The 13,890-nt window shown below is 35.8% G+C and carries 10 protein-coding genes and 1 pseudogene; 10 read left to right on the top strand and 1 reads right to left on the bottom strand.

Annotated elements, in window-relative coordinates; translation table 11 throughout:
• The first annotated feature begins 1 nt into the window (after nt 1).
• On the top strand, nt 2–310 hold the full coding sequence (locus BN1066_RS18010; RefSeq protein WP_077320979.1) for a hypothetical protein: 309 nt from the start codon (nt 2–4) through the stop codon (nt 308–310).
• A 772-nt stretch (nt 311–1,082) separates the two neighbouring features.
• Nucleotides 1,083–2,891: a translation elongation factor 4 gene (gene lepA, locus BN1066_RS18005; RefSeq protein ID WP_077320977.1), complete on the top strand. Its 1,809-nt coding sequence runs from the start codon at nt 1,083–1,085 to the stop codon at nt 2,889–2,891.
• An 884-nt stretch (nt 2,892–3,775) separates the two neighbouring features.
• On the opposite strand, the gene BN1066_RS17995 is transcribed toward lepA, so the two are convergent.
• Nucleotides 3,776–4,021 carry a tyrosine-type recombinase/integrase gene (locus BN1066_RS17995; RefSeq protein ID WP_077320975.1) on the bottom strand — a complete coding sequence of 82 codons (246 nt, stop codon included), beginning with the start codon at nt 4,019–4,021 and terminating at the stop codon, nt 3,776–3,778.
• 507 nt (nt 4,022–4,528) lie between these two features.
• Here BN1066_RS17995 and BN1066_RS21360 point away from each other — a divergent pair.
• From BN1066_RS21360 to prmA, 8 genes and pseudogenes are all read left to right on the top strand, one after another.
• Nucleotides 4,529–4,717 carry a histidine kinase dimerization/phospho-acceptor domain-containing protein gene (locus BN1066_RS21360; RefSeq protein ID WP_077320973.1) on the top strand — a complete coding sequence of 63 codons (189 nt, stop codon included), beginning with the start codon at nt 4,529–4,531 and terminating at the stop codon, nt 4,715–4,717.
• 357 nt (nt 4,718–5,074) lie between these two features.
• A pseudogene (locus BN1066_RS21355) lies at nt 5,075–5,278 on the top strand (ATP-binding protein); the annotation flags it as partial.
• A gap of 569 nt (nt 5,279–5,847) precedes the next feature.
• On the top strand, nt 5,848–7,002 hold the full coding sequence (hemW, locus tag BN1066_RS17975; RefSeq protein WP_077320968.1) for a radical SAM family heme chaperone HemW: 1,155 nt from the start codon (nt 5,848–5,850) through the stop codon (nt 7,000–7,002).
• A 630-nt stretch (nt 7,003–7,632) separates the two neighbouring features.
• Complete coding sequence (gene hrcA, locus BN1066_RS17970) at nt 7,633–8,664, top strand: heat-inducible transcriptional repressor HrcA (protein WP_077320966.1); 1,032 nt, start codon at nt 7,633–7,635, stop codon at nt 8,662–8,664.
• 133 nt (nt 8,665–8,797) lie between these two features.
• A complete protein-coding gene (grpE, locus tag BN1066_RS17965) occupies nt 8,798–9,397 on the top strand; it encodes a nucleotide exchange factor GrpE (RefSeq protein ID WP_077320964.1) in 600 nt (199 codons plus the stop codon).
• Nucleotides 9,398–9,426: 29 nt separating this feature from the next.
• The gene (gene dnaK, locus BN1066_RS17960) at nt 9,427–11,268 is read left to right on the top strand and encodes a molecular chaperone DnaK (RefSeq protein ID WP_077320962.1); all 1,842 of its coding nucleotides are present in this window, start codon (nt 9,427–9,429) and stop codon (nt 11,266–11,268) included.
• Between the two features lie 202 nt (nt 11,269–11,470).
• Nucleotides 11,471–12,595, top strand: coding sequence for a molecular chaperone DnaJ (gene dnaJ / locus BN1066_RS17950; protein WP_077320958.1), 1,125 nt, complete (start codon nt 11,471–11,473; stop codon nt 12,593–12,595).
• 334 nt (nt 12,596–12,929) lie between these two features.
• On the top strand, nt 12,930–13,868 hold the full coding sequence (gene prmA, locus BN1066_RS17945) for a 50S ribosomal protein L11 methyltransferase (protein WP_077320956.1): 939 nt from the start codon (nt 12,930–12,932) through the stop codon (nt 13,866–13,868).
• Nucleotides 13,869–13,890 lie beyond the last annotated feature (22 nt).

Below are 13,890 nucleotides of genomic sequence, written 5' to 3'. Positions count from 1 at the left end.
TATGGCAAGATCTGTGATTATTCTTTTGTTGCTGGCAATTTGTTTTTTAACAGGAGTAGTTTATGGTAATCAAGGTGCAGTGAATAAGGAACAAGAACCCATTGCCTCAGATAAGATAGAGGAAATAACTTTACCATCTACCGAAAATATAAACGAAGCAACTAGTGGGGAAAACAGAGCTCCTCTTACAGAAGTAGAAGCTCCCGCTCCGGTAACGGAGAAGACAGCTTCTATACTAGAAGCAAGTATTACAGGATTTTATGAAATTGTGGTTGAAATTTTATATCAAATATCGCAGCTGTTTTTTTAAGTTGTTAAAAAACTATATGTCTGGTCTTGATGCTATTAAATGTCATTGTAAAAATAGTAGGTTCTTACAAACTGACAACCAATTGATCGATTGTAAGAACCTTGACATGTTCATTAACCGCTCGCCTTGCCAACTTCTGTTAATAATCGAGCTTATTTTGGCTGATGCCTAATTAGAAAGTTCTTTAACGTTTAAACTATTGATTTTTCCGAATTTTAACTTATTATTCTTCTATACGATGGTTGAACAGATTGAATTATTCAATATTTAGTATAGTATCACGCTTTTATTCTTGTCTACGAAATGATATCTGTTTCTACATGGAGGGTAACTTTTTGAAAAAGTTGCTTCGTCTAGCTTACGCGATCAAGCGACTTTCGTTTAACTTACATTCAAGTAGAAAAGCACTCCTTGAATAAAGTTTCCCTTTACCCCGCATGTAAGGTGCCGTACTTTCCTCAATTCTAAAATCTGTTATGCATTGTGAACATAAAAGAAAAACGGCACCTAAATGCTCAATTCGGTTCAAAGGCCTTTAGGTCATACCTTTAAGGTACTAACATTCCGTGTGAAAAGCGTTTCACGGAATGAAGTTTCACTCGATCTTATTAGGGGCTCTCAAGTTTGTAAGTTACTAATCGAGCCCTTCTAGCTTTTGTTCTTGAATATCAATGGTTCTATTGCTATAATCTAACCTAGTCATTGGCGCAGTTAATTTTGGGTTTCTATCTGTTTGAATACAGATAGGAGGAAGTAGGAGTGAACATCATTAATGGCAGAAAATCAAAGAAATGTACGGAACTTTTCGATTATCGCTCATATTGACCATGGAAAGTCGACGTTAGCTGATCGTATTTTAGAGCGAACACAAGCAATTTCACAACGAGAAATGAAAGATCAGTTACTTGATGCTATGGATTTGGAGAGAGAGCGTGGTATTACAATAAAATTAAACGCAGTTCAGCTTCATTATACAAGTAAAGCTGGAGAGGAATATCTGTTCCATTTGATCGATACACCTGGACATGTTGATTTTACATATGAAGTATCGCGGAGTCTTGCAGCTTGTGAAGGTGCTATCTTAGTGGTTGATGCTGCTCAAGGAATAGAGGCGCAAACGTTGGCAAACGTTTATTTAGCTTTGGATAACGATTTAGAGATCATCCCTGTTATCAATAAAATAGATTTACCAAGTGCAGATCCAGAACGTGTCAAACAAGAGTTGGAAGATGTAATTGGGATTGATAAAGATGATGTGATTCTTGCTTCAGCAAAAGCAAATATTGGCATAGATGAGATTTTGGAACGAATCATTGAGGTAATACCTGCCCCATCCGGCGATCCGGAGGCATCTCTCAAGGCGTTGATTTTTGACTCCCTTTATGATCCGTACCGCGGTGTTGTTGCCTACGTTTGTATAAAGGAAGGGTCTGTTAAGGTTGGCGATAAAATAAAAATGATGGCAACTGGAAAGGAATATGAAGTTAACGAGGTAGGTGTATTTCATCCAAAACCAGAAAGTAAAGATGAATTAATTGTTGGTGATGTCGGTTATTTGACAGCATCGATTAAAAATGTAGGAGATACTCGGGTTGGTGACACGATTACACTGGCAAGCCGTCCGGCAACAGAACCTTTACCGGGATATAAGAAATTAAACCCAATGGTATTTTGCGGTCTATATCCGGTAGACTCTAAAAATTATAATGACTTACGAGAAGCATTGGAACGATTAGAATTAAATGATTCATCACTCCAATATGAAGCGGAAACATCTCAAGCATTGGGCTTTGGCTTTCGCTGTGGTTTTTTAGGATTATTGCATATGGAGATTATTCAAGAACGCATTGAAAGAGAGTTTAATATTGATTTAATTACAACTGCCCCAAGTGTTATTTATGAAGTGGAGCAAACAGATGGAGAAACCATTTCTATTGATAACCCATCATTTATGCCCGACCCTCAACAAATTAAGGAAATACGAGAGCCCTATGTGAAAGCATCGATTATGGTACCAAATGAATTTGTTGGTGCGGTAATGGAAATATCACAAAAAAAACGAGGCCAATTTATTGACATGGAATACTTAGATGATATTCGTGTAAATGTAATTTATCATATTCCATTATCTGAGATTGTTTATGATTTCTTTGATCAACTCAAATCACACACGAAAGGTTATGCTTCGTTTGATTATGATTTAATTGGTTACCGTCCTTCAAAATTAGTGAAAATGGATATTTTACTAAATGGGGAAACAATCGATGCGTTATCGTTCATTGTTCACCGTGACTTTGCTTACGAGCGTGGAAAGCAGATTGTCGAGAAATTAAAAGATCTTATTCCAAGACAGCAGTTTGAAGTCCCGGTACAAGCTGCGATTGGCAATAAGATTATCGCTCGTTCAACGATCAAAGCGATGCGAAAAAACGTACTCTCTAAATGTTACGGAGGAGACATTTCACGGAAGCGTAAATTACTGGAAAAGCAAAAAGAAGGTAAAAAACGAATGAAAATGATTGGCTCCGTGGAAGTTCCCCAAGAAGCCTTTATGGCAGTTTTGAAGATGGATGATGATTAAATCAAGGGGTGCAAGCTATATCGATAATGAAATTTAACGTCTAGCCACCATATAGCTACCGAACTTTTTATTTTGGTGGCTAGGCTATATATTCTCGCTCATCATTCTTTCAAAAATGTCTACCGTTTGATTACCCATTTTCTCCGTTAAGTGGGAATAGGTGTCTAGTGTAAACTAACCCTACTATGACCTAATCTTTGCTGTATATCTATAAGTGCTCCTTGTTCTAACAAGAGCGTAGTATGGTGTGTCCTAATGAGTGAAAATTAAAATCAGTGCCCAGCTTTTTTCTAAAATTCTACCACTCCATTTACAATTTTCCAGAATTACGGACAATCCATTACTTTAGTGTAAACTAAATTACTTTGGTGATAATGCTCGCCATACTTCCATTTATTTTGTTTTTGTTTACTTTTATGTTTCTTTAAAAGGTTAACAAGTGTATTGCCGATTTTTATTTTTCTATAAGAAGCTGCTGTTTTAGGCGCCAAATACCCATTTACCATCTTTGTTAATAAATATTTTGTTAACCTAGTGTTTTATTGTTAAGATCAACCATATCCCATGTAAGCGCGCAAACTTTACTAACCCTCATCTCTATATTTAAGCCAATATAAAATGTATTATCTTCATCAAGAAATCGTTAATCTTCTTGATGATTTCTAAAAAAAGTATTTTTAAATCGCTTTTAGTCGACTTTCTCCGCACTATTTTTGGTGTCTTGACATATAGCATTGGATTGTCTATTAAAAGCTTGTATGGATATACAGCTTGGTTTAAATCGCTTTTTAAAACCGTATGAAATATAGTTAATGTTTTTCTTGCGTCACCCTCTCTATATTTATCATGAATACATTTTTGAAGTGATTCAGGAGGGATACTTTTTAATTTTTTCCAAAAACTGGGTTTATATGTTTTTTGAATACTCCTTTATAATTTTCAACAGCATTATATTTAAGGCTTACCTCCACATACTCTTTTAGCCAAAATTGAAAATAATCATAGACACTTATTTGAGATGGTTCAAAGAATACCCGTGTATTTTCATATTCGGATATCGCCTTTCTTAACATTCTCTCTGTTTCGTTTTCCAATTTTGAAATCATACCTTTATTAAACTGATGTTCCATATATTTTACTCAAATTAATCTCAAGTTCTTCTTACGGAAAGTTTTTGGATTAGCGAATGCCTAAAAAGCCGTTAATCACTAATTGGAAAAAGTCCGACCCAAGTAAGGTCAAGACGCTTAGTAGCTAACAGGAGACTGATGGGGAAATCCTAAGGTTTAAGTCCTGTGACAAAGTGACTCTTGTCGCCTAGTAAAAAGAGACAGGATCAAGGGAAGTCGACTTTGGGACATATGAAGAAGAGGACCATGATGTAAAGATCTTGAAATGCAGCACCAAAAAATCCCTCAGGGCAAGGAGAAAGGTATATCAGAAAAGTAATTAACGTATTTAAGGATGTCCTCCTTGTTAAACTTCAGCACACGGAGTAAATAGAAATCTATAAGCAACAAGGTAAAATCGTGGATGAACTGAGAGGGGGTCCGAACTGGCGTTTTAACTTACATTTTACATGAAGCTGTTATGGGCTGTTTGTTTTTAAGCCTATATTTTTCAGTTCCATTAAGGAAATGAATGAAGTAATTTCTACTTTAGACAAATTAAAAATGGAATTATCGACCTCTCTTGAAAGACAGTGGGATGTCGATCAAAAATTATATCGGACTCTACAAGCTGTTTCCCATGATATACGAACACCTATTACTTTAATAAGTGGAAATTTAGATTTATTAAAAGAAACCGAACTATCAACCAACTAGAAAAATCTAATTGGAAACTCTTATAAAGGAGTTTCTCGACTAAATACATATGTTGATGAATTGAAATATCTGTCGAGTGTATCGAAACATACTACTGTTGTAAAGGTTCTTGTTACCAAAGAGGTAGTTTCTGAATGGATATTTCTCGCTAAAGAATTATCTAATATTAAAGGAAGGCATTTAGTTTTAGAAAAAACGGAAACATCCAATGCATTCATAGATTTATCTAAGGTAACAAAGGCTTTTCAGAATGTTGTACAAAATGCGATTCAATTTTCTCCAGAGGACGGGACCATTTCTTTATCATTTTTTAATTTCAACCGTTCATACAACATCGTTATTTAAGATAATGGAAAAGGATTTTCTGAGGAGGCATTAAATAGGGCAACAGAAAAATTTTACACTACTTCGTTAGATAGAGGTGACAAGCATTACGGGCTTGGATTATTCATTGTAGAATCAATAGTAAGAGAACATAAAGGAATAATTGAAATAAAAAATATAAAAAGGGAAGACAAGATAATTGGTGCAAGTGTTACATTGTCCATATCGGTCGCATAAATTCAAGTACTGAAGATAATTAGATCCCTAGATATTGCCTTAAATTTAAAATCAAATACTTTACGTTTTTTATTTAGTTATCGTCTCTTACCACTTACAAACGAAAGTGTTTAAACACCAATCTACAAGTAATGTACTTTTCGATACAAACTTTAACACAAATAAGATTATTATACCTTTGTATTTAGAAAGAAATGTCTAAACAGACGGTCTTATGAAGAAGTATCAAAAGACCAAGTTCCTAAAAATGTATTAGATGAACTTCAATAAAGTTTGTTGAAATAAAGATGTAAAGAAAGAGCATAAGTAAGGAAAGGGAGCAAACAGGTGATTTCAGAGGTCGGGGTTAGTCACCCCCTCCTTCTTGATAATTATGGTTCACTATTATAAAATACACAAATACACATGTTGGATGAAAAAGGCTTATAAAACCCCTAAAAGAAAATAGAAGGCTACTTTGCTAAATACATACAAGTTTGAAAAATGCTGCTCTATCTATTTAATAAATCTATTTTTCTAAGAGGAGTTTAATTCGATAAACCAAATGAAAGGTTAAGAAGGAGTATAGTATGAATTTAATTCAATCTGTTTATGTGCACATACCATTTTGTCAGCAAATTTGTCATTACTGTGATTTCACCAAGTTTTTTTACAATGAACAATTGGCAAATGACTATATAGATGCGTTAAAACAGGAAATTTCCACTTATGTAAAGGAAAATAATACAAAGATCCGTACCATTTTTATTGGTGGAGGAACCCCGACTGCTTTAACTGTCGATCAATTAGAAGCAGTGTTAGAACAACTAAGTTTGAAATTTGATTTAACAGCATGTGAAGAGTTTACGATTGAAGCTAATCCGGGAGATTTTAGTGAGGAAAAAATAAAATTATTGACGTCGTATGGAGTTAATCGAGTGTCTTTAGGTGTTCAAGTATTTGATAATGCCATGCTAAAAAAATTAGGCAGAATTCATACCGTGCAAGATGTATATCATACGATTGAACTTCTACAGAAACATGGCATAAATAATATTAGTACCGATTTAATCTATGCACTTCCAAATCAGTCGATTGCTCATTTTAAAGCATCTTTACATGCTGCAATGAGTTTAAATCTACCGCATCTTTCGACATATGCTTTGCAAATTGAGCCCAAAACCGTTTTCTATCAACGTTATAAAAAGGGTAAGCTACATCGTCCTGCACAAGAGGAAGAAGTACAGATGTATGAAATTTTAAAATTAACAGCTAAAGAAAATGGATTATTACAATATGAGATTAGTAATTTTGCTCGACCAGGATTTGAAAGCAAACACAACTTAACTTATTGGAATAATGAATATTATTACGGTTTTGGTGCAGGAGCTTACGGTTATTTACCCGGTAAACGTTATGGCAATATTCGGCCACTGCCCGCTTATATCAAACAAGCGAAACTAGATGGAAAACCAATCTTACACATCGATTCCATTGGTAAAAAAGAACAAATGGAAGAAGAGATGTTTCTTGGATTACGAAGGATGCAAGGAGTAAATAAACATCATTTTAAAGCTAAATTTGGAATTTCAATGAATCAAGTATACCGTTCGTCCATTGAAGAACTTATACAAAAAGGCTGGTTAATAGAGGATGTCAATACAATCGTATTAACGGAAGAAGGTAAGTTATTGGCTAATGAAGTATTTGAGAGGTTCTTACTTGAAGGGGAAATGCTAAAATAGTCAATGATTGTAAGAATAGCCTGTATGCTTTGATACAGGTGTTTTTTCTGTCTGTCTAGAAATAATAACCGTTTTATATAATGAGGTTTTTTGAAAGTAGCTTTATGTAGCTGATGTGCTCAGAGCGACTAGCAAACATCGCGGTTTGTCAAGGGGAAGAAGAACTACGACAGCGATATATCGCTCAAAGAAAAAGTGTTTTTTAAGAACAAAGTATGCTTCAATAGCAATACATGGCACGCTAAAAGTGCTTTTTTCATGGACGCTTGCGATCTTAGTCTTTAATCCACTACAAGGAGAAAAAACAATCCTTGAATGAGGTCAAAATTATAGAGAATACGGAGAAATCTAAATGAGAAACGGCTCCTAAATTCCCGATTGTTTCAAGGGCCTTTAGGTCATACTCTTGCGGTACTAACATTCCGTGTAAAAAGCGTTCCACGGAATGAAGTTTCACTTTATCCCGTCAGCTATCTCCAGTTTGTATATTGCTAACTGAGCACTTCTCGCTTTTGTTCTGAAAAAAGTCAATCGTTACTATGCCATTTTATTGACAAAAAAAAGCTGATTTGATACTTTATTATTAGAATTAGCACTCGAAAGGTATGAGTGCTAACAGAGGTGATCATCATGTTATCAAAAAGGCAGTTAATGATTCTACAAGTCATTGTTGATGATTTCATCAAGTCAGCACACCCTGTTGGCTCGCGTGCTATTGCAAAAAAGGAAGTTATTCCATATAGTGCTGCAACTATTCGAAATGAAATGGCAGACTTAGAGGATATGGGGTTTCTTGAGAAAACTCATTCATCATCTGGTCGTATTCCTTCTGAGAAAGGATATCGCTACTATGTTGACCATTTGATTTCGCCAACTATTTTAAAACAAGAAGGTAATGTGATTAAACACATTATTAAAGATGGCTTTTTTGAGTTTGAACAACTTGTACAAATATCAGCGGAAGTTTTATCGGAGTTGACGAATTATACTTCTATTATACTGGGACCGGAAATTTTTGATACGAAGTTAAAACAGATACAAATTATTACGATATCACCTAATACAGCTGTTGCTATTCTTGTGACAAACACGGGTCATGTAGAACATCGGACTTTTTCCATTCCAGAGAAAATTAACCCTTCTGATTTGGAAAAGATGGTCAATATTTTAAATGAACAGCTTCATAGTGTGCCAATTCTACAATTAGCGGAAAAATTCAATTCGGAAATTGATGCCATGATTGAAAAGTATGTATCCAGTTTAGATAAATCGTATCAATACTTGAAAAATATTTTCTTTCAAGACCATCCAGTAAAAGTATATATTGGTGGCAAGTCAAATATGTTAATGCAGCCAGAATTTAATGATGTTGATAAGATACGTGATTTTTATGCAATGATTGAGAATGAAGAAGAGATTGCCAACTTATTGAAGCAGGCAAAAGATGGCATAGAAGTATCGATAGGAAGAGAGAACGATATCGAAGCGATCAAGGATTTTAGTTTAATTACTGCATCCTATCATTTAGCTGAAGGACAGATGGGAACGATCGCATTGCTAGGTCCGACGAGGATGGAATACCGTAGAGTCATCTCATTATTAAACATCCTTTCTCATGAAATGACAGAGGCATTAGATATGTGGTATAAACACAATGAGTAACTTGGTTTTAAGGTCCATTTGTTATGAATGAGTTAGCAAACAATGGGCAAGGTTCAGTAAAAGCCCATTGTTTCGTTCTGGAGCTTAACATGTTATAGTGTAAAGTGGTTAATTTAAATTGGAGGTGTCTGACGTGGAGGAACAGAAGAAACAGGAAAATACAGCTACTGATGAAGGAATGGATATAAAAGAACAGGTGACAGAAGATGCAGTTGAATCTGCTGAAGTCATTGAGACCGAAGAAACAGATGAAGCAAATGACGTTAACGATGAGACATCAGAGTTAGAACGTAAGTTAGAAGAGCTGGAAGTGGAAAAAGATAAACTTCATGATCGCTTATTACGGATTCAAGCAGAGTATGATAATTACAAAAAACGAACGTTGAAAGAACGGGAAGCCGATCGTAAATATAAGTCACAAGATCTGATTGAAGAATTATTACCAGCTTTAGATAATTTTGAACGTGCATTGCAAGTAGAAAAAACAGAAGCAACCGCTAGTATTATAGAAGGTATTACAATGGTCTATAACCAGATTAAAGAAGCACTTGCATCACAAGGTGCTGAGGAGATCGCTTCTGTCGGAGAAGAATTTGACCCTAATATACATCATGCGGTTATGCAAGTAGAAGATGAAAGCCAACCATCGAATATAGTCATAGAAGAATTACAAAAAGGGTACAAACTAAAAGATCGCGTTATTCGACCAGCAATGGTTAAAGTAAATAAATAATCGTTTTGCTAGTTAAGGAGGAAATAATGATGAGTAAAATAATCGGCATTGATTTAGGTACTACAAACTCTTGTGTTGCAGTAATGGAAGGCGGCGAAGCAGTAGTTATTCCTAACCCTGAAGGAAACCGCACGACACCTTCTGTTGTGGCATTTAAAAATGGTGAAAGACAAGTTGGTGAAATTGCCAAACGTCAGGCTATAACAAACCCAAATACAATTCAATCCATTAAACGTCATATGGGCACAGATTATAAAGTTAATATTGAAGATAAGGAATATACACCACAAGAAATTTCAGCAATTATCTTACAGCATATCAAATCGTATGCAGAAGATTATATTGGCGAAAAAGTTGAAAAAGCAGTGATTACTGTTCCGGCATACTTTAATGATGCAGAACGGCAAGCAACGAAAGACGCTGGAAAAATAGCAGGATTAGAAGTTGAACGGATTATTAACGAGCCAACTGCTGCTGCTTTAGCTTACGGAATTGATAAAGAAAATGAAGATCAAACTATTTTAGTATATGACCTTGGCGGAGGAACATTTGACGTTTCCATCTTAGATATTGGTGACGGTACGTTTGAAGTTGTTGCAACCGCAGGGGATAACCGTCTAGGTGGAGACGACTTTGACGATGTGATTATCGATTACATGGTAGAAGAATTTAAAAAAGAAAATGGTATTGACCTGTCTAAAGATAAAATGGCTACGCAGCGTCTAAAAGATGCAGCTGAAAAAGCGAAAAAAGAATTGTCTGGTGTTACACAAACCCAAATTTCCTTACCATTTATTACGGCAGGAGAAGCTGGACCACTTCATTTAGAAATGACACTAACACGAGCAAAATTTGAAGAGCTTTCTTCAGATTTAGTAGAGCGTACAATGATTCCAACTCGTAAAGCTCTATCTGATGCTAATTTATCAGCAAGTGATATTGACAAAGTAATTCTTGTAGGTGGTTCTACACGAATTCCGGCAGTTCAAGAATCGATTAAGCGTATTATTGGTAAAGAACCTTCTAAAGGTGTGAACCCGGATGAGGTAGTTGCACTGGGAGCAGCAATTCAAGGTGGTGTGTTACGAGGTGATGTGAAAGATGTTGTATTATTAGACGTTACCCCGCTTTCTTTAGGTATTGAAACAATGGGTGGTGTAATGACAAAATTAATTGAACGTAATACAACAATCCCTACAAGCCATTCACAAATTTTCTCAACTGCTGCCGATAACCAAACGGCAGTCGACATTCATGTGTTACAAGGTGAGCGTGAAATGGCAGCTGATAACAAAACATTAGGTCGTTTCCAATTAACCGATATACCGCCAGCACCACGCGGTGTTCCACAAATTGAAGTTACGTTCGATATTGATGCTAATGGTATTGTTAATGTGCGCGCTAAAGATTTAGGTACAAATAAAGAACAGTCCATTACCATTAAATCTTCTTCCGGTCTTTCAGATGAAGAAATTGAACGCATGGTGAAAGAAGCCGAAGAAAATGCAGAGGATGATAAAAAACGTCGTGAAGAAGTTGAATTGCGAAATGAAGCAGATCAGTTAGTCTTTACTACAGATAAAACAATTAAAGACCTTGGTGATAAAGTTTCTGAAGACGAAAAACAAAAAGCTGAGGCTGCTAAAGAAGAATTGAAATCCGCATTAGAATCAAATGATATAGAAAAAATCAAAGAAAAGAAAGATGCTTTACAAGAACAAGTCCAACAGCTTTCTGTGAAATTATATGAACAAATGGCAAAAGAGCAACAACAGCAAGGTAATAATAACAATCACGATAACAATAACAATGACGATAATGTTGTTGATGCGGAATATAAAGAAGTGGACGATGAAGAAGATAAAAAATAAATGGTACAAACAGGAGCAGTTAGATCCGGGAAGTTTTGAATTAAACTCCCCTCCATTATCCTGTAGTTTAAAAGTCAAAGTCAGGGATCCTCTTGGCTTTGACTTTTTACACGTTACTCGTTTATGTGGATATTTGCCACGTCAGCATAGATGGTGGTAAGATAAAAGTTATGCAAAAGTGTGTATCGGGGAGAGTGATCAAGTGAGTAAGCGAGACTATTACGAAGTCCTGGGCGTTGGAAAAGATGCGACAAAGGATGAAATAAAAAAAGCATATCGTAAATTAGCAAGAAAATACCACCCAGATGTAAACAAAGAGTCAGATGCAGCGGATAAATTCAAGGAAGTAAAAGAAGCTTATGAAGTTTTAAGTAATGATCAAAAACGAGCACAGTATGATCAATTTGGTCATGCAGGTCCACAAAATCAAGGTTTTGGTGGTTTTGGCGGAGCGCAAGATTTCGGCGGTTTTGGCGATATCTTTGACATGTTTTTTGGCGGTGGCGGAAGCAGAAGAGATCCTAATGCTCCACAGCAAGGTGCAGATCTTCAATATACGATGGAATTAACCTTTGAAGAAGCGATTTTTGGTAAAGAAGCAGATATTAAAATTCCGAAAGAGGAAACTTGTGATACTTGCTCCGGATCAGGTGCAAAACCTGGAACGAAAATAAAAACATGTTCCCATTGTAATGGAACCGGTCAATTAAATATGGAACAAAACACTCCATTTGGTAAGGTGATCAATCGCCGAGTATGTAATTTCTGTAACGGAACAGGAAAAATTATACCTGAAAAATGTAGAACATGTGGTGGTACTGGAAGAGTAAAAAAACGTCGAACCATTCATATTTCTATACCAGCAGGAATTGATGAGGGACAACAAATACGAGTTTCAGGAAAAGGTGAAGCAGGTATAAATGGAGGACCTCCTGGAGACTTATTTGTCGTTGTCAAAATCCGACCACATGAATTTTTTCGTCGAGAAGGAGACCATATATTCTGTGAATTGCCCCTAACCTTTACGCAAGCAGCACTTGGTGATGAAGTAGAAGTGCCAACCGTTCACGGAAAAGTAAAACTGAAAATACCAGCAGGAACACAGTCTGGTAAAACTTTCCGTTTAAAAGGAAAAGGTGCACCAAATGTACGTGGCTATGGTCATGGCGACCAGCATGTTAAAGTGAAGGTTATAACACCGACTAAACTTACAGAAAGACAAAAAGAATTATTACGTGAATTTAACGAAATTAGTGGAAACCAAGCAACTGACGAACAAGATAATTCGTTATTTGGGCGATTTAAGAAAGCTTTTAAAAGTGAGTAACTTTAAGTTTAATTCCATTTGAGTGTAAAATGACAGTATATAGAGCGTGTTTTAAAAAGAAGGCAAAAGGGACTAAGGTTGGGACGGCTAAGGTCGTAACGTTCTGTTGCAATGCTGACACTAGTTCGTCCTGCCGATTCAAATTTTCAAGATGGTGTAGTTTCGCAGAATGCATAAGTTTAAGCACAAGGCTACAAGAAACAAGCCAGCGATGAATTTTCAGCTTTCATTTTCACCCGACTTTTTGAACATCCTCCTGATAGCTTTGGCTAACTCACTTTCTTCAATAAAGCGAAGTAAACAATTTTTTTGAAAATAGAAAAGGGTGGTTCCTATGAAGTGGTCAGAGCTCTGTATTCATACGACAAATGAAGCTATCGAGCCAATCTCAAATATTTTACACGAAAACGGAGCAAGCGGGTTAGTAATTGAAGAAGCACTAGATCTAGTGAAAGAGCACTCGTCTAAGTATGGAGAGGTATATGAGTTAAATCCTGAAGACTATCCGGAGGAAGGGGTTTATATTAAAGCATATCTTCCTGTAAATAGCTTTTTAGGTGAAACAGTTGAAGAGATAAAGCAAGCTATTAACAACTTAATGCTATACGATATTGATTTGGGAAGAAATCAAATTACGTTGAGTGAAGTACATGAAGAAGAATGGGCTACTGCTTGGAAAAAGTACTATAAACCTGTTAAAATATCTAAGCGTATTACCATTACACCAACTTGGGAAGATTATAGACCTGTAGATACAGATGAATTGATTATTGAGCTAGATCCCGGTATGGCATTTGGTACCGGGACGCATCCGACGACAGTACTTAGTATTCAGGCATTAGAACAATTCGTTAAAAGTGGAGATAAAGTAATTGATGTTGGTTCTGGATCTGGTGTCTTAAGCATTGCGGCTGCTTTATTAGGAGCAAGCCATGTTTATGCGTATGATTTGGATGATGTGGCCGTGAAAAGTACAATTTTAAATGCAAAATTAAATCGTTTAAATAGTCGCATTACTGCCAAACAAAATAATTTATTAGATCATATCACAGTAGAGGCAGACTTAATCGTTTCTAATATTTTAGCTGAAGTAATTGTACGTTTTGTAGACAGTGCATGGAATCGTTTGATATCCGGTGGCTATTTTATTACTTCAGGAATTACCCAAACAAAAAAGCAATTGGTTAAAGATCGCATCGAACAACAAGGCTTTAACATTATCCAAGTCAATGAAATGGAAGATTGGATTGCTATTGTAGCACAAAAGATCTAGTAATTATTTTTCTGAAGAAGGT

The organism is Virgibacillus proomii (genome assembly GCF_900162615.1).
Lineage (GTDB): Bacteria > Bacillota > Bacilli > Bacillales > Amphibacillaceae > Virgibacillus > Virgibacillus proomii.
Note: the sequence above shows the minus strand (reverse complement) of the source record. Positions and strands in the feature narration are given on the sequence as shown.

Bases quoted from the DNA above. Each gene is read 5' to 3' on its own strand.
- BN1066_RS18010 (WP_077320979.1), top strand. From the start codon at position 2: ATGGCAAGATCTGTGATTATTCTTTTGTTGCTGGCAATTTGTTTTTTA.
- lepA (WP_077320977.1), top strand. From the start codon at position 1,083: ATGGCAGAAAATCAAAGAAATGTACGGAACTTTTCGATTATCGCTCAT.
- BN1066_RS17995 (WP_077320975.1), bottom strand. From the start codon at position 4,021: ATGGAACATCAGTTTAATAAAGGTATGATTTCAAAATTGGAAAACGAA.
- BN1066_RS21360 (WP_077320973.1), top strand. From the start codon at position 4,529: ATGAATGAAGTAATTTCTACTTTAGACAAATTAAAAATGGAATTATCG.
- hemW (WP_077320968.1), top strand. From the start codon at position 5,848: ATGAATTTAATTCAATCTGTTTATGTGCACATACCATTTTGTCAGCAA.
- hrcA (WP_077320966.1), top strand. From the start codon at position 7,633: ATGTTATCAAAAAGGCAGTTAATGATTCTACAAGTCATTGTTGATGAT.
- dnaK (WP_077320962.1), top strand. From the start codon at position 9,427: ATGAGTAAAATAATCGGCATTGATTTAGGTACTACAAACTCTTGTGTT.
- prmA (WP_077320956.1), top strand. From the start codon at position 12,930: ATGAAGTGGTCAGAGCTCTGTATTCATACGACAAATGAAGCTATCGAG.